This is a genomic window from Sporosarcina cascadiensis (assembly GCF_009650995.1).
In the GTDB taxonomy this organism is placed as follows: domain Bacteria; phylum Bacillota; class Bacilli; order Bacillales_A; family Planococcaceae; genus Sporosarcina; species Sporosarcina cascadiensis.
This window is the reverse complement of record NZ_WHVV01000001.1, coordinates 89,361-111,162: the sequence shown is the minus strand read 5'-3', so window position 1 is coordinate 111,162 and position 21,802 is coordinate 89,361. Positions and strand designations below refer to the sequence as shown.

Genomic DNA, 21,802 nt, shown 5'->3' with positions numbered 1-21,802 from the left:
TGTACGATAACGTATAATTATTGCCTTTTCTGAATAAAACGACAGGGCAGTAGAGAGAAAAGTATAGGGGGATTTTGAATGAAGAAGCGTTGGATGACTTACGCAGCTGCACTATTCAGTATCGTGCTTGTATTGGCTGCATGCGGAGGGAATAAGGAGTCATCAGGTTCATCGTCAGACGATAAAAATGATGATAAAGAAAGCGAAGGAAAAAAATACACGATTGGTGTTACACAAATTGTCGAACATCCATCTTTGGATTCTGCGTTTGAAGGTTTCCAAAAAGCAATTGAAGATGCAGGATTGGATGTAGAGTATGATAAGCAGAACGCGCAGAATGATCAAAGCTCGAACTCTACAATTGCAAACAACCTGGCTGGAGCTGGTGTGGATTTGATTTTTGCTAACTCTACGCCAAGTGCACAGGCAGCAGCAAGTGCGACACAGGATATTCCTATTATTTTTACTTCTGTAACAGATGCAGTAGCTGCAGAATTGGTTGCTTCCAATGAAGAGCCGGGCGGCAACGTAACGGGAACTATCGATAACCATCCGGAAGCGATTTCGAATACTATGAAGTTTTTGAAAGAAGAGCTTAGTGCGAAAAAAGTAGGCATGATCTTCAACTCTGGAGAGCAAAACTCTCGCCTGCAGGTAGACCAAGTAAAAGAAATTTTAAAAGATATGGATATGGAAGTAGTGGAAGCATCAGTTGCAACTTCTGCTGATGTAAAACAAGCAGCTGAGTCATTGATTGGTTCAGTAGATTCACTTTATATCATTACAGACAATACGGTAGTATCAGCTCTTGAATCTGTAGTTTCTGTAGCGAATGATAACAAACTTCCAATGATGGTCGGCGAGTTCGATTCAGTTGAACGCGGCGGACTGGGTGCTTATGGTTTTGAATACTATGACATCGGCTACGAAGCTGGGGAAATGGCTGCGAAGATCCTTAAAGGGGAAGCGACTCCTGATTCACTCCCAGTACAAGTTCCTCAAAACTTAAAGTTAGTGTTAAATGAAAAAACTGCAGAAATGATTGGTCTGGAAATTCAGAAAGACTGGAATGCAGAAACGACAGAATAATTTAGGAGATGATCTTGCATGTTTTCAGCTGTATTTGGCTCAGTTGAGCAGGGTATCATCTATGCGATCATGGCGCTCGGAGTGTATCTTACATTCCGGGTGCTTGATTTTCCAGATTTAACGGTAGACGGAAGCTTTGTAACGGGTGCTGCTGTAGCGGCTACGATGATCGTATTTGATTATCATCCCCTTGTTGCGACACTGACTGCTATCGTGGTCGGGTTTTTTGCTGGATGTATCACAGGTTTGTTACATACAAAAGGAAAAATCAACCCACTTTTATCCGGAATCCTCATGATGATAGCCCTCTACTCGATAAACCTTCGGATAATGGGATTGACGACTGAAAACTCAGTCGGCCGTCCGAATATTCCGCTTTTAAATTCGGAAACAATCTTCAGCAAGTTCCAGGGTTTTTGGAGTAACCTGGGTATTGACGGAGCCATCAATGGTTTCCTGTCGGGACTGGGTCTCGAACATTTACCTTCTACATGGGGTACATTGTTCTTAATGATCGTCGTCGTGATTCTGATTAAGGTCATTGCAGATTGGTTTTTGCAGACAGAAGTCGGTCTGGCAATCCGTGCAACAGGCGACAATAAAAAGATGATCCGCAGTTTTTCTGCAAATACTGACACGCTTGTTATTTTAGGTCTGGGAATCTCGAATGCACTGGTTGCGTTCGCAGGATCTCTGATTGCACAGTATGGAAAGTTTGCCGATAACGGAATGGGAATCGGAATGATTATCATCGGTCTGGCATCTGTTATTATCGGTGAAGCTATTTTCGGAACGAAGACGATTTTCCGCACGACATTGGCGGTAGTTGTCGGAGCGGTCATTTATCGTATCGTCCTAGGGCTTTCATTGCGTGTGAAGATTTTGGATTCCGGTGATATGAAATTAATCACAGCTGTAATTGTTATTGCGGCGCTGATTATTCCTCAAATTCTTGAAAAAAGACGGGAAAAAGCCCGCAAAGCAAAACGGCAGGCAGAACGAATGGAAATGAAAGCAATACAAGGGGGTCACAGCATTGTTGAAACTCGACCAAATCAATAAGATTTTTAATGAGGCGACCCCTGACGAAAAAGTCGCGCTGGATCAGATCAATCTTCATTTGAAGCCGGGTGATTTTGTAACGGTCATCGGCAGTAACGGAGCCGGAAAATCCACGATGATGAATATGATTTCCGGAGCGTTGACGCCTGATTTCGGCAGTATTTTAATTGATGGAAAAGAAGTAACCAGATTAGCTGAATTTAAGCGCTCCAAGATGATCGGGCGGGTTTTCCAGGATCCAATGGCAGGTACCGCGCCGACTATGACGATCGAAGAGAATCTGGCGATGGCATACTCACGCAATAAGCGGCGTTCGCTTCATCGCGGGGTCGATAAGAAACGCAAAGATCTATTCCGTACGTCTCTCGAAACTCTCCATTTGAATTTGGAAGATCGAATGACAGCGAAAGTGGGATTGCTGTCAGGCGGTGAACGTCAGGCATTGTCTCTGCTGATGGCGACATTTACACAGCCGTCAATTTTATTGCTGGATGAGCACACCGCTGCTCTTGATCCCTCAAGGGCAGAGCTCATTACGGATCTGACGAAGCGTTTAGTCGAGCAGGATCAACTGACGACGCTGATGGTGACACATAATATGCAGCAGGCCCTGGACCTTGGAAACCGTCTGATTATGATGGACAAGGGACAGATCATCCTGGAAGTTGAAGAAAAAGAAAAGCAGCACTTAACGATTGCAAAACTGATGGATGAGTTCCAGCGAATTCGCGGTGAGCAGCTGACCAGCGATGCGGCATTGCTCTCTGTATAGAAAAAAGCGGCCCCTGTTCCGAAATGGATCAGGAGCCGCTTTACTATTTACAGGTGAATAGACATTATGCAAGCTGAGCAAGTGTCTTTTTAATTTCGTATACCCAATTAAACGGATCCTCTTCTTTGCCGGTCTGGATATGAGTCAGCGTATCATAAAGCTTTTTGGAAAGTTCGCCGGTTTCACCATTTCCAATTACCATTTTATAGCCGTCCCAGTTGAGTTCGCCGACTGGAGAGATGACTGCGGCTGTACCGGTGCCGAATACTTCTTCCAGTTCGCCGGTTTCATAGGCAGTACGAATTTCATCCATCGAAATTTGACGCTCAGCTACAGGGATATCCCAATGCCGAAGCATTTGAAGGATGGATTTTCTGGTGATACCTTCTAAAATACTGCCGTTAATTGCTGGTGTTACGACTTCCCCGTTTATTTTGAAGAAGATATTCATACTACCGACTTCTTCTACATATTTACGTTCCACACCGTCCAGCCACAGCACTTGTGAATAGCCCTGCTGATCGGCCACCTGCTGAGCCTTTAAAGCGGAGGCGTAGTTGCCGGCGGTCTTCGCACTGCCTGTTCCGCCCTTTGCTGCACGGACAAATTCATTTTCGACTAAAATCTTTACCGGATGAATTCCTTCTTTATAATAAGAGCCGACCGGCGACAGGATCATATAAAACTGATACTTTTTAGCAGGCGCTACGCCGAGGAAAGCTTCCGTTGCAATTACAAATGGCCGAATATATAATGAAGTCCCATCAAGAGTAGGAATCCATTCTTTATCAATCTGAAGAAGTTGATTGAGTGCGTACATGGCGTTCTCTTCATCGATTCTCGGCATGCATAGACGGTCGAGTGAGTAATTTAGACGTTTCATGTTTTCTTCCGGACGGAATAAACGAATTGTTCCATCTTCCGATTTATAGGCTTTCATTCCTTCAAATACGGTTTGACCGTAATGCAGGACAATAGCAGCCGGATCGAGAGTTAAAGGAGCGTAGGGAATGACGCGGTGACTGTGCCAGCCTTTGCCTTCTTCGTAGTCAATGACAAGCATATGATCCGTGAATGTTTTACCGAAAACCAGAGTGGATGGATCAGGCTTTTCTTTTTTACTTTGCGTAAGCTGTATTTGTATAGGTAATCTCGTCATAATCATCAGTTCTCCTCAGATGTAGAATATTCCGAAAATATAATTTCGAATAGACTTATTATACTGCTTTTTTAAAAAAAATAAAGTGAAAAATTTGTCGATTTCGAAACTTATACAAAAAGGAGTGGAAATAAGTGAAAAAAGTTATCATAATCGGTGCAGGAATTGTCGGAATTTCTGCTGCCTATCATCTTGCTGGGCGAGATGCTGAAGTGGTTGTCATCGACAGAGAAGAGGCCGGACAGGCAACGAAAGCCGCTGCTGGCATCATTTGTCCTTGGGCTTCTCAGAGACGTAATAAAGCATGGTACGCGCTCGCTTCTGCGGGAGCTGCCTATTACCCAGAATTGATCCGTTCATTAGAAGAAGCAGGAGAGAAGGATACAGGTTACATTCAAGCAGGGGCATTGGCAATACATACAGATATTGAAAAACTTAAGAAAAAGTTTTCACTAGTAGAGGAACGGAAAAAAACTGCTCCGGAGATCGGTGAGGTTGAATTGCTCAGCGCAGAGCAAATGAAAGCCCGTTTTCCATTACTGTCAGAAAGTTATCAGGCTGTCTGGATTTCAGGCGCCGCAAAAGTGGACGGCGAGGCATTGCGGAATGCGCTCGAAAGTGCAGCGGTACGGCAAGGTGTTAAGCTAGTCAAGGGGTCTGCACACCCCTTCGTACAGAATGGGCGGGTTGCAGGAGTTATAGTAGACGGCGAGTTAATTGAAGGGGATAAATTCATTGTAGCAGCAGGCGCCTGGGCGAATGAATTTACAGAGCCTCTGGGAAAAAAACTTCAAATTTCAGGACAGAAAGCGCAAATCCTTCATTTGCAGGCAGATGAAGCAGAAACAGAGAAATGGCCTGTCATCATGCCGCCGGCAACACAATATGTGGTGCCATTTCAAAATGGCAGATTTGTTGCAGGGGCAACACATGAGGAAACGCATAATTTCGATATTCAGCCGACAGCCGGCGGCATGCTGGAAATATTGAATCAGGTAATCCCGATGGTCCCCGGTTTATGTAATTCCGAAATTAAGGAAGTCCGGGTAGGCATACGACCGCATACACCAAACTTCATGCCGGTCATCGGCGCACTGCCGGACTTTGGAAACATTTTCGCGGCAAACGGATTAGGATCTTCAGGTTTAACAGTCGGTCCTCTGGCCGGAAAAATATTAGCACAATTAGTACTTGGAGAGGATACGGGATGGGACTTAGAAAGTTACACGCTCTCCCAGATAATCGACGATGAGCATTGAATTAATAGTATATAATGATTATTATGAAGATAGAGTAATCGAACGGTAAAGGGGAAGAGTCAGATGAGGAGATATGTTTCATATTCGGAAGAAGTCAAAGAAGCGATGAAATACGGCAAGCCGATTGTCGCATTGGAATCGACAATTATTACATACGGCATGCCCTATCCTGAAAATGTTAAAGCGGCGCGTGAAGTACAGCAGATAGTCCGGGATAACGGCGCAGTCCCTGCAACAATTGCGATTATGGACGGCAAAATTAAAATTGGTCTGACAGATGAAGAGTTGGAACGTTTTGGAGACAGCAAAGGTGTCGTTAAAGCGTCCAGACGAGATATCAGCTATCTGATCGCAACAAAAAAACCAGGGGCTACAACTGTTGCAGCATCGATGTTTTTTGCAGACTTGGCGCGGATCCGTGTATTCACGACAGGAGCAATCGGCGGTGTACATCGCGGAGTGGAGCAAACAATGGACATATCAGCAGATTTGGACGAATTTTCACGGACAAGCGTGGCGGTAGTCTGCTCAGGAGCAAAATCTATTTTGGATCTGGGCAAAACACTTGAGTATCTGGAGACCAAAGGGGTGCCGGTCATGGGCTATCAGACAGATATTTTCCCTGCTTTCTATACAAGAGGCAGTTCCCATCGTGTAGACTATCAAGTAGACGACGTGGAATTAATAGCAGAGATGCTGCGGGTGAAATGGAACTTAGGCCTTGAAGGGAGCGCGATCATAGCCAACCCTATTCCTGAACAATATGCAATGGATCAGGAGTATATGGAGCAATTGGTATCAGATGCCTTGGAGGAAGCCGAAGAGCTCGGAATCAGCGGTAAAGAATTGACACCTCATATGCTGAAAAAAGTTCAGGAACTGACCGGCGGCAAGAGTCTGGAAGCAAATATCGCATTAGTGAAATCGAATGCAGAACTGGCGGCGAAATTGGCTGTCAGTTTTAATGGAAGTTAATTGATTGAATAGACAGGTTGTGTAGATTTGAAGATTGTTTCTTGGAATGTTAACGGAATACGGGCTTGTGTGAAAAAGGGCTTCCATGACTTTTTTGAACAGTCACAGGCAGATATCTTCTGCGTGCAGGAAATCAAATGTCAGGAAGGGCAGATTGAACTTCCTTTTGAAGGATATGAACAATATTGGAATTATGCAGAGAAAAAAGGGTATTCGGGCACTGCTGTCTTCACAAAGCAACGTCCAGTTTCTGTGCAGTACGGCCTGAATGGCAAGGATCATGAAGTGGAAGGCCGGGTGCTGACACTTGAATTTGAGGAGTTTTACTTAGTAAACTGCTATACGCCCAATTCACAGAGAGACTTGGCGCGATTGCATTTCCGGCTGGAGTGGGAAGATGAAATGCTGGCTCATCTTACTGCTCTGGATCAGCTGAAGCCAGTCATTTACTGTGGCGATTTGAATGTAGCTCATGAAGAGATTGACATATTCAATGTGAAATCCAATCATGGCAATTCAGGGTTTACGATGGAGGAACGGAGCAGAATGTCGCGACTGCATGAGGCTGGCTTTATTGACAGTTTCCGTTACCTTCATCCGGATGTAACAGGGGCTTATACGTGGTGGTCCTATATGCGGGATGTCAGAGCGCGTAATATCGGCTGGCGGATTGATTATGTACTGCTTTCGAAGCGTCTCCAGCCCACTCTCCAAAGAAGCGAAATTCATGCAGAAGTCCTTGGCAGTGACCATTGTCCGATCTCAGCTGAATTGATTTTTGAATGATCAAAAAAGAGCAAGTGCCGAGGCACCTGCTCTTTTTCTCATGAGGTTTGCGTGTCTTCCGAAATGACCCGATCTTTTCCTGCATATATCCCTGATAGGAAGATGAGGAATGCGATCAGCATGAATACATAAAGTGGTAGAGTCCAAGAACCTGTCCAGTCGTGCAGGTAGCCGAACAGCACCGGCCCGACTGCTGCCAGCAAGTAGCCGATAGACTGTGCCATGCCGGAAAGTGATGCAGCCTGTTCTGGTGTGGCTGTTCGAAGTGTGAAGAACATCATCGACAGGCCGAATGCAGAACCGCCGCCGAGACCGATGAAGATCATCCATAATGCTGTTAAGCTTTCGCTGCCGAACTGTACGCCGCCGTATCCGAGCAAATAACAGACTAGTATGGCAGCAACCAGTACTCTTTGATTTCTCATCTTATCCGCGATGACTGGTATGATAAACAGCATAGGCAACTGCGCAAACTGAACTAAGGAAAGCATCCAGCCCGCTGCCTCGTCCGAAAATCCTGTCGATTGCAGAACGACAGGAATCCATGAGGAAGTTGTATAGAATAAAAATGATTGCAGACCCATGAAAAAGGTGACACTCCAAGCGATCGGTGATTTCCAGAGTGGAGTCTTCACTTGGACTTTCACGTTTTTTGCTATTTCCTTTTCGACGTCACGTTTCTTCCGAATTTGAGGAATCCAGACGATGATCGCTAAAAATGTAATGACTCCCCAAATTCCTAGTGCTCCTTGCCAGCCATATGAGGTATGATTAGCAATTGGTGCTGCAATACCTGAGGCAAGAGTAGCTGAAAGATTCATTGAAACCGAATATAAGCCTGTCATCAGTCCGATATGTAAAGGAAAACTTAGTTTTAATAAACTCGGCAGCAGAACGTTTGCGAATGCGATTCCTACGCCGATCAAAAAAGTACCGATTAACAGCAGGCTGCTCGATCCTTCTGACCTCATTAATATGCCGGCCATTAATATCAAAAGGGCATAGAACAGGGTAGGCGCGAGACCATATCTCTTCGAAAGCCGCGGAGCAAAAGGTGATACAATGGCAAATGCGAGCAGGGGAATGGTTGTCAGAAACCCTGCTAATGAATTGGATATTTGCAATTGATCACGTATGGACCCAATAATAGGACCCACCGAAGTAAGCGGAGATCGAATAGTTGATGCAATGAATAAAATTCCGGCTAGCAGTATCCATTGACTTTTGGGAAAATGTAAATGCTTGTTCGGACGTTCTGGTTGTGATTTCAAGATTGTGAAGCCTCCTATATTCCGTGAAGATTGTTCTGAGAAGTAGGCAGCTGCAAATGCAGAAAGGAGAATCCTTTATGGGATACTTACTCATAGTCTTTGTAAATGTTATCACACCGATGCTGATTTTATTAGCAATTGGTGTTATTTTGCAAATAAAATTTACTTTTAACGTCAAAGCACTGGGGAATATACTGACGTATTGTTTAATACCCGCTGCCGTTTTCATGAACTTATATCATACTGTCATTAATATAGAAGTCTTGCTGGATGTATTGTTTTTTGTCGTGTTATTCAGTTCTTTGCTGATTGTGACCGGTCATGTCTTCAGTAAAATGCTTCGTCTGAACCGCCAGCAGTCAGCTGTGATGAAGAATAGCATCGTTTTGATTAATTCAGGAAATTATGGACTGCCTGTCAGTCAGCTGGTATTTCATTCGAGTCCTCTCGGCGTGTCAATTCAGATTATTATCATTGTCTATCAAAATCTGCTCACTTACTCATATGGACTGTTTAATCTGGTCTCCTCCACGCAGTCGGGGATTTCTATAGTCAAACAATTTATCAAGATGCCCATCATACATGCCCTGTGGATCGGCGCGCTGCTCAATCTGGCGGATATCCGGCTGCCTAATTTTATCGAATTGCCGGTCAGTCATTTATCAGATGCTTTTATCGCGATTGCCTTGATAACGTTAGGAGCTCAACTAGCGCAAATTAAAGTGAAAACTTTGTGGAACCGGCTGATTTTCCTCAGTGCATTTGGCCGTCTCATTCTTTCGCCTGCCATTGCCCTGCTGCTCATTCTGCTTTTAAAAATTGATGGAGTAACCGCTCAGTCATTATGGATTGCCAGTTGTTTCCCTACATCGCGAAACAGTTCGACATTGGCATTGGAATATGATGTCGAGGCAGAACTCGCAGCACAGATTGTTCTGTTTACTACTATAGCCAGCAGTTTTACTGTAGGAATCGTAATCTATCTGTCATCTATTATATTTGTCTAGAACTCTGAAAATAAAGCTGCAACAAAATTGTCAATTTGTATGAAGAATTTACATATTGAAAATTTGTCGAATCGTGCTATACTGTTAGCATTCAGTTAAATAGGACTCATATAATCGCGGGAATATGGCTCGCAAGTTTCTACCGGTCCGCCGTAAACGGACCGCCTATGAGGGAGTATGAAAAGCAGCTTTTCTTGCCGTCGGGCGGGAAAATGCTTTTTCATCTTTACAAGCGCAGATGCCGCTCTCTCATAGTTTATATGGGGATTGGCATGTGCGCTTTTTATATTTGTGTAAATTCGAAGGGAGCACAATATTGTGGAGTTGCTAAAAGACAAGATTCGTCAAGAAGGTAAAGTATTATCAGAAGAGGTATTGAAAGTCGATTCATTCTTGAACCATCAGATCGATCCGGCATTGATGTATGAAATCGGCAAGGAATTCGTTTCACGGTTCACCGATCATAACATCACGAAAATCGTCACGATTGAATCTTCGGGTATTGCTCCTGCAGCGATGGCTGGACTAATTTTAGGAGTGCCTGTTGTCTTTGCGAGAAAGCGCAAGTCTCTAACATTGACGGATCAACTGTACACGGCAAAGGTCTATTCATTCACAAAGAAAGAATCAAATGATATTTCTGTTGCCAAAGATTTTATTACAAATGAAGATACCGTATTGCTGATCGATGATTTCCTGGCGAATGGGCAGGCGGCACTCGGATTAATAGATATTGCACAGCAGTCAGGCGCGACAATTGCAGGCGTGGGAATCGTTATCGAAAAGTCGTTCCAGACAGGTGCAAAGCTTATACGTCAAGCAGGCGTTCGTGTGGAATCACTGGCTGAAGTTCAGTCACTGCAAAATGGCAGAGTTCAATTCGTCGGGGAGGAAACTGTCTGATGAAAACTACTTTACTTGGTTTTCAACATTTACTGGCCATGTATGCCGGTGCAGTACTGGTCCCGCTGATTGTAGGAAATGCGATCGGATTGACACCGACACAGCTGACGTATCTGGTTTCTATTGATATTTTAATGTGCGGGATTGCCACACTCTTTCAAATTTCCCGCAATAAAGTTTTCGGCATCGGTCTTCCTGTCGTCCTGGGTTGTACATTTACCGCTGTCGGACCAATGATTTTAATCGGGAATGAATATGGTATTTCGGCTATTTACGGTTCGGTTATTGCTTCTGGGGCAATTATATTTGTGATCAGCGGCTTCTTCGGAAGACTTGTACGTTTCTTCCCGCCGATCGTTACGGGATCAGTCGTAACAATCATCGGGATTACATTGATACCCGTGGCGATTAATAATATGGGTGGCGGTCAGGGGGCTGCGGATTTCGGTTCCATGACGAATATAGGCCTTTCATTTGGGACATTGCTGTTCATCGTGCTGCTATATAAGTTTTCTTCAGGATTCCTGCAATCGATATCGATTTTGCTTGGTTTAGTAGTCGGTACTGTTGCGGCTGTTTTCCTGGGGATAGTCGATTTTTCAAATGTTCAGGAAGCTTCTTATGTGCATATGGTAGCACCGTTTTATTTAGCAACTCCAACGTTCCATGTACTTCCTATTGTGATAATGGTGCTTGTTGGAATGGTTTCATTGGTCGAGTCAACTGGTGTTTATTTCGCGCTTGGAGATATTTGTGATGAGGAAATCGATCAGGAGAAACTGAAAAAGGGATACCGTGCGGAAGGACTGGCTTCTGTGATCGGCGGGATTTTCAATGCGTTTCCTTACACGACATTTTCTCAGAATGTCGGACTCATGCAAATCTCAGGTGTGAAATCACGGCGTGTCATTCTTGTGACTGCGATCATGTTGATTTCTCTGGGCCTCCTTCCGAAAGTGGCTGCACTTGCCATCATTATTCCTAACGCTGTACTTGGCGGAGCGATGGTTGCGATGTTCGGTATGGTTATAGCGCAGGGAATTAAAATGCTGAGTCCTGTAATTTCAAAAAATCAGGACAATGCAATGATTGTGGCCTGTTCAGTAGGCATCGGCCTTGGTGTTCAAGTTGTTCCTGAGTTATTTGCAGGATTGCCAGATAGCGTACAGATTTTGACAAGCAACGGTATCGTACTCGGCAGTCTCACAGCGATTTTCTTGAATATCATTTTTAATATGATTCCTTCTAAAAAGAAACCGACCGAACAGCAAACTGCAGAAATGAAAAGTCAGACGGCAGTTCGGAATGACGGACCTTCTTCTGTTCTGGTCAGTGCGTCAGCTCAAAGTAAGTAATAGATGTAGTAAAATAGCTGTCTTGGAAGTGGAAATCACTTTCAGGCAGTTTTTTTAGTTCGGCAAAGGGGTTCCGCGATAAAGTGCCGCGCCAAAAAAGTATTTAACCGCGCCAAAAGACTTTGGAACCGAACCAAAAATGCCGACAGCCGCACGTTTATTTCCTTTCAACGCGCCAAACGGATTGCGGAACGAACCAAAAGGAATGAATACCGCACCAAACCGGTCTTTTGAATAGTTAAGTGGTAGAATAATGTATAAAAGTTATGCAGCAATAGTACTATATATGATGAGTTTAGTTTTCAGTATTGACAGCAAATTAGCTTACGCAATGCTTAGTTGATTGGAGTGGAAGGCGGCGACTCTGGGAGGATCAGCCCGACAGGTGATGACAACTTAGGGGAGCGAAAGCCGTCACGAAGAACGGCTTTTGCGAGTAAAAGCGTAGCGTTAGGAGCACTGTTTGCCTTAATTTCTGCAAAAGGCGCAGAAATACGGCAAAGCGGACCCTTCGCTGTCCGCTTGGCTCACCGCGGGCCCGCAAGACAAGCGTCCGCCTGGAACGGAAATCAACGGTACTAGGTAACTTATAGAATGCTTATTTATTAATTAACTTATATAGTTGCGCGGAAAGAGGTGTGCGAATGGAAAACATCAATCAGCTGAAACAAGCTATTTCGAAATTGGATGAACGAGAAGTGAAGTCCTTTTTGCATCTAATGTTTTTGCGTCTTGAGCAATGTGAAGAGCGCGAAGTAAAAGAAACCCTGCAGGCTATGAAAGAATCATTGATCCAAACAAGCAGCAGAGAAGAAAATAACGGCTATGAAACGGTGCATATCATATTTGGAGGATCAGCCGGCGGCAGTTTGAAAGCAGCATTCCGCAAGAAGCCTTATAAAAAGACGGAGGAAGTCATTGTCGTCCCGGGTGTTTTATCAGTCGGACCGGTCGAATCCCTGCATACAGAACAAGGCGTCAGAAATCGGATTCAATGGCAGTCGCAGCATTTTCACTCATTTCCCGGTGACTTCGAGCAGGAAGAACAAGAGCTGTTAAAGGCGCTGAAGCAAGTAAAAGCCATCCCGCCGACCCAGCCGATCATCGTCTGGACAGGCGAGAATGCCGCAGAGCAGACCGGATTGCGAATTGTGATGTATCTGCTGAGAAATAAGCCGAATGATTTGTCTGAAATGAATACAAATAAAGCATTTCACGATATTCATGTATATCAGGAGCAGAAAACAGAATATTATTACCGGCATTCAGGAGAAATGGCTCCCGAACAGCTGCTTGAACTGTATGAGCAGTACAAACTCCGGCCATTGAAGCCGACAAAACGGCGTGCGCTTCAGGAAGAGGGGAATCATGTTCTGCTGCTGGAAGATGTGCTGAGGACTTGGGAGCACGGGGAATTATGGGGTTTAAACAGTGATCGTCACGACGATTTCATTATAAAGTGTGCAAAACGTCTTCATAAAGAACAGACAGAGCCCGATTTTATGCCTGCTGCCCGTGTCATTGGCGAAGTGCTTGGACATATAGAGCAATACACCGGTGACGAGTGGCTCGAGTACAGACTGCGTGAACTGATCGGTAAAGAGGTTTTTTCCTATCAAGGTGATCTTCATGAAATGTGGCGGTATCAAGTGAAACTGAATAACAAATATATGCATTAAATACGATTCGGAAATGAGGACCATACACTTTGATTATGTACACAAGAGTATCCAGCTCCATACCCCGCTTGTAAAGAATACCGTTTTCATCCTTTGAGACTCTTTGCAAGCCGGGGTCTGTCAAAGGAGCTGGATCATTGTATGAAAGAAAAAAGAACACGTGCCTACACGCGGCATCAGCGTGAACGGATCATAAAAAAGAAGCTGTCGATTTTGCGGAATGTGCTTGGCTATGAAGAGAAATATCTGCCGGTTGCCGGCAAGCTGAATAAAGGGAAAATACATTGTTCCTGTAAAATGTGCCGCTATGAACAGTTTTATGGGATACCGAAACCTAAGCATGCAGCATTATCCGAAGCGGCGAATAAGTATATGGACAGCTAAATAAAGCCAATTCACCTGCATAATTAGGTGAATTGGCTTTTAGGCATCGGACATATTCAGCTTTCAACCCGATGTTCTTCATAGCCGTGCTGGACAGTAACCTTTTCCAGCTCATCCAGCAGTTTGGGATCAACCGGAGTTCTGTAAGCGTCAAGTGTCTGCTGAAGCTGCTCAGATGTTCTTGAGCCAATCAAAGCCGATGCGACAACCGGCTGCCTAAGATTAAATGCCAGTGCAGCGGCATGAAAATCTGTTGTTATTTCAGAAAGTGACTGTACAGTCCGTTGCAGATCTGCGTGTGAATAGGATGCAAAACCACCCATTTTTGTCACACGTTCCATACTTTCATCTGTCAGCAGGCCTTTGGCAATCGTTCCGCGCGTGACGACCGATGCACCGCACTGTTTGATCATCGGAAAATATTCTTCAGGCCGTCTGTCGAGCAGACTGTACTGCATCATGACGGAAACAGCGCTGCTATTTTCAAGGAAACGCTGTATGACATTCGGCCGGATGGAAGAGATTCCGTATTCCCGGATGACGCCTTCTGTTTTCAATGCTTCAAACGCTTCGATCGTCTCCTCGGCATTGTCATCCATTGTACCGCCGTGAAGCTGATACAAATCAATCGTATCCAGCTGCAGCCTCCGCAGACTGTCTTTCACTGCCGACATAATATGTTTTTTTGAAGGATCCCACTCCCAGCCGTCTTTGCCGGGAGTCCACTTGTTTCCTGCCTTCGTCGCAATAATCAGGTCATTTCTCTTTTCTTTCAACACAGCACCGATCAATTCTTCATTTGTCCCTTTATCATAAAGATCTGCAGTATCGAAATAATTAATACCGTTTTCGATTGCTTCATCCAATACTGAACGGGCCGAATTCAGTTCGGCAGGCAGTGACATGCAGCCGAGACCGAGCTCAGAGACATATAAATCACTCGAGCCTACTTTTCGCTTCTTCATTTGCATCTCTCCTTTACCTTTCATGGTACAATGAAAACTGATAAGAAAACCAATGGAAAGGGTTGAGGTTATATGAAATTTGAAGAGCGGACCCTCTCGACAGAAAAGATCTTTACAGGTAAAGTGATTTCAATGCAAGTTGATGAAGTAGAACTGCCTGACGGAAAAATCGCAAAAAGAGAATTAGTGAAACATCCGGGCGCGGTCGCAATTATTGCGATTACTGCAGACCGCAAACTAGTCTTGGTGGAACAATTCAGGAAAGCGCTGGAGCGGACCATTCTGGAAATTCCGGCAGGGAAGATCGAGCCTGGGGAAGAGCCGGAATTGACAGCAATCAGAGAATTGGAAGAAGAAACAGGCTACCGGGCGAATTCATTCAACTATCTTCAGAGTTTCTCCACTTCGCCGGGCTTTGCGGATGAAATTATTCACCTTTACATAGCGCAAGACTTAGAAATAGTAGAAAATCCTGCAGCCGGCGATGAAGACGAATTTATTAATGTGATAGAAGTAACAATAGAAGAAGCGGAAGAACTGATTGCAAATGAACGAATTTATGACGCCAAAACTGTTGTGGCGGTCTGGTACGCAAAAAGTCTTTGATTTGAATATAAATTAGTACGGACAAGCATATGTTGTAGAAACGATGCGGAGGTGTCCTGTACTATGGCTCGATCATTGTCTTTTGTTTATTTATTCGTTATACTCGCAATCAGTTATATAGGAGGCGCTTTACTATTCAGGGAGTGGCCGGCTGCAGCTATGGATACGATTGTAGGATTATACGACCAGCGTGTAGTGAAAGGTCGGGAGGCTGTGGTTTGGTCTCCATTTCTTACATCCTTTGTTTTCATTGCAGTCGTGCTCTTCCTGTCACGCTATAAAAAGCTTCGATTCATCATTATGTTGTTTGGAGCTGTGAAATGCGTACTGTTCGGCCTGTCTTCTACATATTTATTGTCCGGCGGCATGAAACTCATCATGTATGCAGTCTGGTGGTTTCCGTTTCAACTGGCGGGAAGTTTTCTGTTTTTAATCCTTTGCACCGTGTTGCACCCGCCATTTTTCACTGCACCGGCTGTAAGAAAAGATCGCCCGCTGTCTGCTGTTCCGCTGCTGATTGGCATGCTGTTCATCATTCAGTTGCTAGAACTATCGATCTTTCATTTTCTGAAATAACTCTATTATCAAACCGGATGGACGGAACATTTCCTTTCTATTGTCATCTTGAAAGACAGTTTGGTATAATGGAGACAATTTGAGGGGGGCGTCGTATGGAAAGCCGAATCGAACGGATCAAGAAGCAATTGCACGGGGCCAGCTACAAGTTGACGCCTCAGCGTGAAGCGACTGTAGCAGTTCTTCTGGAAAATAAAGAAGACCATTTAAGTGCGGAGGATGTATTTCTCTTAGTGAAAGAGAAAGCACCCGATATCGGACTGGCTACTGTCTACCGAACGCTGGAACTACTGACTGAATTAAAAGTTGTCGATAAAATTAACTTTGGCGATGGAGTGGCGCGCTATGATCTCCGCGAAGAGGGAGCAGCACGTTTTCATCACCATTTGATTTGTTTAGAGTGCGGAGTAGTGGATGAAATCCAAGAAGATCTGCTCGGTGAAGTGGAGAAAGTAGTGGAAGGCCGTTATGGATTTACGGTGAAAGACCACTGGCTCACTTTTCACGGCATCTGCAAACGCTGTAAAGATGCAGAAAAAAACAAAGAGGACGACGGGATGGCATAAGTGCTGTCCTTTTTTACTTTTCCGGAAAAGGAGGAGATCGCTTTGATGAAAGATGCACAGTTTGCATTGGAAGATTACATACATTTCTTAACTGTTGAACGGCAGCTCGCACAAAATACCATTACATCCTATAAACGTGATTTAGCATCCTACTTGCATTTTTTAAAAGGGACACAGCTGAAAACGCTTAATTCAATTGACCGGGCTGTTGTACTGAAGTATATTCAAATTCTGAAAGACAGCGGCAAGTCTTCGCGCACACTCTCCCGGCACATATCTTCCATCCGTTCATTCCACCAATTTTTAGTGAGGGAGCAAGTGACAACACATGATTGCACGATTCATTTGGAGCTTCCGAAAATTGAACAGAAACTGCCGGATGTCTTGTCAATTCCGGAGATTGAGCAATTGATGGATATAGTGGATTGCTCTGTTCCGCAGGGTCTGCGTGATTTATCACTTCTGGAATTGTTATACGGCACAGGAATGAGGGTAAGTGAATTGATAGCAATCGATTTGGCTGATCTTCATTTGACGATGGGATTTGTCCGTGTATTCGGTAAGGGGAGCAAGGAAAGGATTGTGCCGCTCGGACGTTCTGCGATTGACGCATGTACCGATTATCTTAATGAAGCCCGCCCTGCATTTATCGGAACAGGGCAGGATACGGAGGCATTGTTTGTCAATATGCACGGCAGACGCCTGACGAGACAGGGATGCTGGAAAATATTGAAGGACGCCGGGCAGAAAGCGAATATTCAAAAGGTGATTTCCCCGCATTTATTGCGTCATTCTTTCGCTACACATCTGATTGAAAACGGAGCAGACTTGCGGGCGGTTCAGGAAATGCTCGGCCATGCTGACATTTCCACGACTCAGCTCTATACGCATGTAAGTAAAAAACGGCTGAAGGATGTCTATACCATGTATCATCCGCGGGCGTAAAAAATATACTGGAGGTTTTATTATGAAAGATTTACGCTATAATCGAATTCATTTAATCGTCATGGACTCTGTAGGAATCGGCGAAGCACCGGATGCTGAAGCTTTCGGTGATGCCGGTTCAAATACACTCGGTCATATTGGGGAAGAAATGGACGGTATTCATCTTCCGAATCTGGAACGGATGGGTCTGGCGAATATTGCGCCGATTAAAGGACTGTCTCCTCAAAAAGAAGCATTGGGCCACTATACAAAAATGGAAGAAGCATCAGTAGGCAAAGATACTATGACAGGTCACTGGGAGATCATGGGTCTTCGCATAGACAAGCCATTTAAAGTATATCCGAACGGTTTTCCGAAAGAATTACTTGATGAACTGGAATTGAAAACCGGCCGCAAGATTATCTGCAACAAGCCGGCGAGCGGGACAGAAGTGATTGAGGAGTATGGACCCGAGCATATGGAAACAGGCGCACTCATCGTTTATACGTCTGCGGACCCCGTGCTGCAGATTGCCATGCATGAAGAGATCATTCCAATCGAAGAACAATACCGGATCTGTGAAATTGCCAGAGAACTGACGCTTCAGCCGGAATATTTGGTCGGCCGCGTCATCGCCAGACCGTTTGTCGGCGAACCAGGTACGTTCAAACGCACGACCAACCGTCATGATTACGCGCTGAAGCCATTTGGCAAAACCGTCATGAATGAACTGAAAGATTCAGGATATGATGTCATTGCAATCGGTAAAATTGCCGACATTTACAATGGAGAAGGCGTGACAGAAGCAGTCCGTACCAGCAGCAATATGGACGGTGTGGATAAGCTAGTCGATGTTATGAAAAAAGAGTTTGAAGGAATCAGCTTCGTTAATCTTGTAGACTTTGATGCTTTGTACGGTCACCGACGTGATCCTATCGGCTACGGTAAAGCACTGGAGGAGTTCGATGCGAGAATGCCTGAAATAATGGCTGCTTTAAAACCTGATGATTTATTGATTATCACAGCAGACCACGGCAATGATCCGATCCATGAAGGTACTGATCATACTAGGGAATACGTACCGCTGCTAGTGTATTCACCAAGCAATAAAGCTTCAGGCAAACTACCGATCCGCAAGACATTCTCTGATATTGGAGCAACCATTGCGGATAACTTCCAAGTAGACCTGCCGGAATTTGGTGAAAGCTTTTTATCTTCATTGGCTGAGGGGGAGTAATTTTATGCTGAGAATGGTTGATGTAATTCAAAAGAAACGCGACGGCCGGGAGCTGACAAAAGAAGAAATTGAGTTTTTCGTCAATGGTTATACAGACGGCTCCATTCCTGATTATCAGGCAAGTGTTTTCCTGATGGCGATTTATTTTCAAAAGATGACGACGGAAGAACAAGGGTACTTGACGATGGCGATGGCGGAATCAGGTGATCAGATAGATCTGTCCGCTATTGAAGGCATAAAAGTAGATAAGCATTCTACCGGCGGAGTAGGCGATACGACGACTTTAATACTCGCGCCGCTGGTCGCTGCCTGCGGAGTGCCTGTAGCGAAAATGAGCGGCCGCGGACTCGGGCATACAGGCGGGACGCTTGATAAATTGGAAGCAATCGAAGGATTCCATGTCGAAATTTCAACAGAACAATTTATTGAGCAAGTCAATGATCTGAAAATTGCTGTCATCGGTCAAAGCGGAAATCTGACGCCTGCCGATAAAAAGTTATATGCTTTACGAGACGTTACAGCGACCGTAGACAGCATTCCTCTTATTGCCAGCTCTATCATGAGTAAGAAGCTCGCAGCAGGTGCAGACGCTATTGTGCTTGACGTCAAGACGGGTGCAGGAGCATTTATGAAGACGCTCGAAGATTCGAAGCAATTGGCAGATGCGATGGTGGCAATCGGCAATGAAGTTGGCCGCAATACGAGCGCCGTCATTTCCGACATGAGTCAGCCGCTGGGTTTTGCAATCGGCAATGCGCTTGAGGTGAAAGAAGCGATTGAAACCCTCCAAGGCAACGGACCGGATGACCTGACAGAACTTTGTCTCGTGCTCGGCAGTAAAATGCTTCTTGCCGCAAACAAAGCGGAATCAGAAGAAGACGCACGAAGTCAGCTGCAAACCGTTATAAAGAACGGTGAAGCGCTTCAATTGTTTGGTGAACTGATCAAAGCACAGGGCGGAAATCCTGAAGTCACCAAACATCCTGAACTTCTGCCGCAAGCACAATATCAGATTGAAGTGCCCGCTAAAACAACGGGCTACGTCAGCGCAATCGACGCAGACGAGGTTGGAGTCGCAGCTATGCTGCTGGGTGCCGGGCGAGCCACAAAAGAAGACGTCATCGACCTTGCAGTTGGAATCGTTCTCCAGAAAAAAATTGGAGACAGCGTAAAAGAAGGCGAAGCACTGGCCATCCTGCATACTAATAAACAAGACGCAGAAGATTCTATCAAACTGCTCCAAGACCACATCAGCATCACTCAAGAAAAAATACAGGCACCATCATTGATTCATACACGTTAAAAATATAAGCCATGCAGCTGTCTGGACCCTTGAAAAAGGATTTAGACTGACTGCATGGCTTTTTTTGCTGTTTATGTGTAAAAACGATTTTCTTTGTACATACTTTTATGTAGCTCGAGAGAAAACTATTCCCGATTTGATAGCGCCCAACTGGTTGATTGAATCGGAAGACGGGCGACTCACGAGGGAATCGTTCTGTCCGGAGCGCGATCAATGGCATGTAAACTGCACGCTCTGTCGCAAACTAAGAACCTTTAGGGGCTCTTGACTAGTTTTGTCAAAAGTAAAGGATTCGGGTTCTAAATATGTAATGATACCTTCATGAAGGAGGCGTTTGAACATATGGCAACTATTACCCAATTGGAAAATGGCATTGTCGTCATTACATTAGCAGGTGAACTCGACAACCATGAGGCCAATCAAATTAGAGCAGAAGTATCCAACGCGATTTTTGCAGGGAAAACCAACGCAATCATTTGGGATCTGAACTTACTAGGATTTATGGACAGCGCGGGAATTGGATTAATTTTAGGGAGAATGCGTGATTTGGCACCTGTCAATGGTGAAACATTGATATTGAATCCATCACCGACAATGGAAAAGATCTTTCAATTTTCGGGACTCGGTGAAGTAATTAGAAAATGTACAGTCGAGCAAGCAATCGACGAAATCGGAGGGGTTGTACATGAAAAATGAGTTAACCTTATCGTTTCTGGCGATAGAAGAAAATGAAGCACTCGCACGAATGGCAATGACCTGCTTCATCACGCCGCTGGATCCCACTCTGGAAGAAATATCAGAGTTTAAAACGATTGTGTCTGAAGCTGTGACGAATGCAATTATTCACGGTTATGAATGCGACGGCAAAAGCCTGGTAAAGATTCATGCAGTAATTGAAGACCGTCATATCAAAATGACGGTAACTGATGAAGGCATGGGGATTTTTGATGTGGAGCAGGCAATGGAGCCGATGTTCACGACGAAACCGCAAATGGAACGTTCGGGAATGGGCTTTACCATTATGGAAAGTTTCGCAGATTGTATACGTGTAGATTCTACCCTTGGAAACGGGACCGTCGTAACATTTGAAAAAAGTTTTTCTCCCATTATAGAAGTAAGCAGAATGAGGTGACATATGGAAGCATCTGTTGAGAAGCAGCACGCTCTATTGTCACAAGAGAAAATGCGGGAACTCATCCTGGAATCACAGGCGGGTGACAAAGAAGCAAGGCGAATGATGGTAGAGGGAAATACCCGACTGGTGTGGTCCATCGTTCAACGATTTGCTTCGCGTGGTGCGGATTTAGAAGATTTATTTCAAATTGGCTGTATCGGCTTGATGAAATCCATAGATAAGTTCGATCTTTCGTATGAAGTGAAATTTTCCACATATGCTGTGCCGATGATCGTCGGAGAAATCCAGCGCTACCTTCGTGATGACGGCATGGTGAAAGTAGGCAGGACCATCCGCGAGCTGAGCTATAAAATCCGCCATGCGACGGATGATTTCATTAAAAAACAAGGGCGCTCTCCTTCGATTTCAGAAGTGGCGGAAATTCTTGAAGTAACAGTGGAGGACATTATTTTGGCCACTGATGCACTGCGGGATCCTGCATCGCTTCATGAGCAGCTGTATGAAAGTGACGGTGACAGCCTGACACTGATGGATCAGCTGCGTGACGACCGGTCTGAGCGGGTATTCGATCATATACCGCTGCGTGATGTCATCACCCGCTTGAATAAACGCGACCAAACCATTATCTACATGCGATATTACTTGGACTGTACACAAAGTGATATCGCAGAACGTATCGGTATTTCACAAGTTCAAGTATCACGGCTTGAGAAGAAAATTCTCGCGCAGATGAAAACCTGGATGGGTGCAAATGCTGAGGAACAGCTTGAGAAGGTGAGGAGAAAATAA

At 44.8% G+C, this 21,802-nt stretch carries 23 protein-coding genes and 1 riboswitch; of the genes, 20 read left to right on the top strand and 3 right to left on the bottom strand.

Features of this window, described 5'->3' with window-relative positions; all coding sequences use genetic code 11:
• Positions 1–78: 78 nt before the first annotated feature.
• Genes GDZ68_RS00575 through GDZ68_RS00565 form a run of 3 tightly spaced genes read left to right on the top strand, consistent with a single transcriptional unit; the run spans position 79 to position 2,923 of the window.
• Positions 79–1,089 (top strand): ABC transporter substrate binding protein, encoded by a 1,011-nt coding sequence (locus GDZ68_RS00575; RefSeq protein WP_153720330.1) that lies wholly within the window; start codon positions 79–81, stop codon positions 1,087–1,089.
• Positions 1,090–1,107: 18 nt separating this feature from the next.
• Positions 1,108–2,151, top strand: a complete 1,044-nt coding sequence (locus GDZ68_RS00570; protein ID WP_153720329.1) for an ABC transporter permease — start codon at positions 1,108–1,110, stop codon at positions 2,149–2,151.
• Positions 2,126–2,923: an ABC transporter ATP-binding protein gene (locus tag GDZ68_RS00565; protein WP_153720328.1), complete on the top strand. Its 798-nt coding sequence runs from the start codon at positions 2,126–2,128 to the stop codon at positions 2,921–2,923. The genes GDZ68_RS00570 and GDZ68_RS00565 overlap by 26 nt, the downstream gene beginning before the upstream one ends.
• A gap of 64 nt (positions 2,924–2,987) precedes the next feature.
• On the opposite strand, the gene GDZ68_RS00560 is transcribed toward GDZ68_RS00565, so the two are convergent.
• Positions 2,988–4,082: a branched-chain amino acid aminotransferase gene (locus GDZ68_RS00560; RefSeq protein ID WP_153720327.1), complete on the bottom strand. Its 1,095-nt coding sequence runs from the start codon at positions 4,080–4,082 to the stop codon at positions 2,988–2,990.
• Between the two features lie 134 nt (positions 4,083–4,216).
• On the opposite strand from GDZ68_RS00560, the gene GDZ68_RS00555 reads away from it, so the two are divergent.
• The 3 genes from GDZ68_RS00555 to GDZ68_RS00545 all read left to right on the top strand — a co-directional run bounded on the left by GDZ68_RS00555 (position 4,217) and on the right by GDZ68_RS00545 (position 7,102).
• Positions 4,217–5,341 carry an NAD(P)/FAD-dependent oxidoreductase gene (locus GDZ68_RS00555; protein WP_153720326.1) on the top strand — a complete coding sequence of 375 codons (1,125 nt, stop codon included), beginning with the start codon at positions 4,217–4,219 and terminating at the stop codon, positions 5,339–5,341.
• 63 nt (positions 5,342–5,404) lie between these two features.
• On the top strand, positions 5,405–6,316 hold the full coding sequence (locus GDZ68_RS00550; RefSeq protein WP_153720325.1) for a pseudouridine-5'-phosphate glycosidase: 912 nt from the start codon (positions 5,405–5,407) through the stop codon (positions 6,314–6,316).
• A 27-nt stretch (positions 6,317–6,343) separates the two neighbouring features.
• Positions 6,344–7,102 carry an exodeoxyribonuclease III gene (locus GDZ68_RS00545; protein ID WP_153720324.1) on the top strand — a complete coding sequence of 253 codons (759 nt, stop codon included), beginning with the start codon at positions 6,344–6,346 and terminating at the stop codon, positions 7,100–7,102.
• Between the two features lie 38 nt (positions 7,103–7,140).
• Here the strand turns inward: GDZ68_RS00545 and GDZ68_RS00540 are convergent, their stop codons facing one another.
• Positions 7,141–8,373 carry a CynX/NimT family MFS transporter gene (locus tag GDZ68_RS00540; protein WP_228550966.1) on the bottom strand — a complete coding sequence of 411 codons (1,233 nt, stop codon included), beginning with the start codon at positions 8,371–8,373 and terminating at the stop codon, positions 7,141–7,143.
• Between the two features lie 77 nt (positions 8,374–8,450).
• On the opposite strand from GDZ68_RS00540, the gene GDZ68_RS00535 reads away from it, so the two are divergent.
• The 5 genes from GDZ68_RS00535 to GDZ68_RS00515 all read left to right on the top strand — a co-directional run bounded on the left by GDZ68_RS00535 (position 8,451) and on the right by GDZ68_RS00515 (position 13,701).
• Positions 8,451–9,380 carry an AEC family transporter gene (locus GDZ68_RS00535; RefSeq protein WP_153720323.1) on the top strand — a complete coding sequence of 310 codons (930 nt, stop codon included), beginning with the start codon at positions 8,451–8,453 and terminating at the stop codon, positions 9,378–9,380.
• A gap of 86 nt (positions 9,381–9,466) precedes the next feature.
• Positions 9,467–9,568: riboswitch (purine riboswitch) on the top strand.
• A 130-nt stretch (positions 9,569–9,698) separates the two neighbouring features.
• Positions 9,699–10,283 carry a xanthine phosphoribosyltransferase gene (locus GDZ68_RS00530; RefSeq protein ID WP_153720322.1) on the top strand — a complete coding sequence of 195 codons (585 nt, stop codon included), beginning with the start codon at positions 9,699–9,701 and terminating at the stop codon, positions 10,281–10,283.
• Positions 10,283–11,638, top strand: a complete 1,356-nt coding sequence (locus tag GDZ68_RS00525) for a nucleobase:cation symporter-2 family protein (protein ID WP_153720321.1) — start codon at positions 10,283–10,285, stop codon at positions 11,636–11,638. Before GDZ68_RS00530 ends, GDZ68_RS00525 begins: the two co-directional genes overlap by 1 nt.
• A 644-nt stretch (positions 11,639–12,282) precedes the next feature.
• Positions 12,283–13,317, top strand: coding sequence for a DUF1835 domain-containing protein (locus GDZ68_RS00520; RefSeq protein ID WP_228550965.1), 1,035 nt, complete (start codon positions 12,283–12,285; stop codon positions 13,315–13,317).
• A gap of 141 nt (positions 13,318–13,458) precedes the next feature.
• Positions 13,459–13,701 (top strand): hypothetical protein, encoded by a 243-nt coding sequence (locus GDZ68_RS00515; RefSeq protein WP_153720319.1) that lies wholly within the window; start codon positions 13,459–13,461, stop codon positions 13,699–13,701.
• 56 nt (positions 13,702–13,757) lie between these two features.
• On the opposite strand, the gene GDZ68_RS00510 is transcribed toward GDZ68_RS00515, so the two are convergent.
• A complete protein-coding gene (locus tag GDZ68_RS00510; protein ID WP_153720318.1) occupies positions 13,758–14,666 on the bottom strand; it encodes an aldo/keto reductase in 909 nt (302 codons plus the stop codon).
• A 72-nt stretch (positions 14,667–14,738) separates the two neighbouring features.
• Here GDZ68_RS00510 and GDZ68_RS00505 point away from each other — a divergent pair, with 72 nt between their 5' ends.
• The 9 genes from GDZ68_RS00505 (at position 14,739) to GDZ68_RS00465 (ending at position 21,802) form a co-directional block, all read left to right on the top strand.
• Complete coding sequence (locus GDZ68_RS00505; protein WP_153720317.1) at positions 14,739–15,272, top strand: NUDIX hydrolase; 534 nt, start codon at positions 14,739–14,741, stop codon at positions 15,270–15,272.
• A gap of 63 nt (positions 15,273–15,335) precedes the next feature.
• Complete coding sequence (locus GDZ68_RS00500) at positions 15,336–15,848, top strand: hypothetical protein (RefSeq protein ID WP_153720316.1); 513 nt, start codon at positions 15,336–15,338, stop codon at positions 15,846–15,848.
• Between the two features lie 95 nt (positions 15,849–15,943).
• The gene (fur, locus tag GDZ68_RS00495) at positions 15,944–16,414 is read left to right on the top strand and encodes a ferric iron uptake transcriptional regulator (RefSeq protein ID WP_153720315.1); all 471 of its coding nucleotides are present in this window, start codon (positions 15,944–15,946) and stop codon (positions 16,412–16,414) included.
• Between the two features lie 45 nt (positions 16,415–16,459).
• Positions 16,460–17,359 carry a site-specific tyrosine recombinase XerD gene (gene xerD, locus GDZ68_RS00490; protein ID WP_153720658.1) on the top strand — a complete coding sequence of 300 codons (900 nt, stop codon included), beginning with the start codon at positions 16,460–16,462 and terminating at the stop codon, positions 17,357–17,359.
• A 22-nt stretch (positions 17,360–17,381) separates the two neighbouring features.
• On the top strand, positions 17,382–18,575 hold the full coding sequence (gene deoB / locus GDZ68_RS00485; RefSeq protein WP_153720314.1) for a phosphopentomutase: 1,194 nt from the start codon (positions 17,382–17,384) through the stop codon (positions 18,573–18,575).
• A gap of 7 nt (positions 18,576–18,582) precedes the next feature.
• The gene (locus GDZ68_RS00480) at positions 18,583–19,878 is read left to right on the top strand and encodes a pyrimidine-nucleoside phosphorylase (protein ID WP_153720657.1); all 1,296 of its coding nucleotides are present in this window, start codon (positions 18,583–18,585) and stop codon (positions 19,876–19,878) included.
• 342 nt (positions 19,879–20,220) lie between these two features.
• Positions 20,221–20,574: an STAS domain-containing protein gene (locus tag GDZ68_RS00475; RefSeq protein ID WP_153720313.1), complete on the top strand. Its 354-nt coding sequence runs from the start codon at positions 20,221–20,223 to the stop codon at positions 20,572–20,574.
• On the top strand, positions 20,564–21,010 hold the full coding sequence (gene spoIIAB, locus GDZ68_RS00470) for an anti-sigma F factor (RefSeq protein WP_153720312.1): 447 nt from the start codon (positions 20,564–20,566) through the stop codon (positions 21,008–21,010). Before GDZ68_RS00475 ends, spoIIAB begins: the two co-directional genes overlap by 11 nt.
• A gap of 3 nt (positions 21,011–21,013) precedes the next feature.
• The gene (locus GDZ68_RS00465; RefSeq protein WP_153720311.1) at positions 21,014–21,802 is read left to right on the top strand and encodes a SigF/SigG family RNA polymerase sporulation sigma factor; all 789 of its coding nucleotides are present in this window, start codon (positions 21,014–21,016) and stop codon (positions 21,800–21,802) included.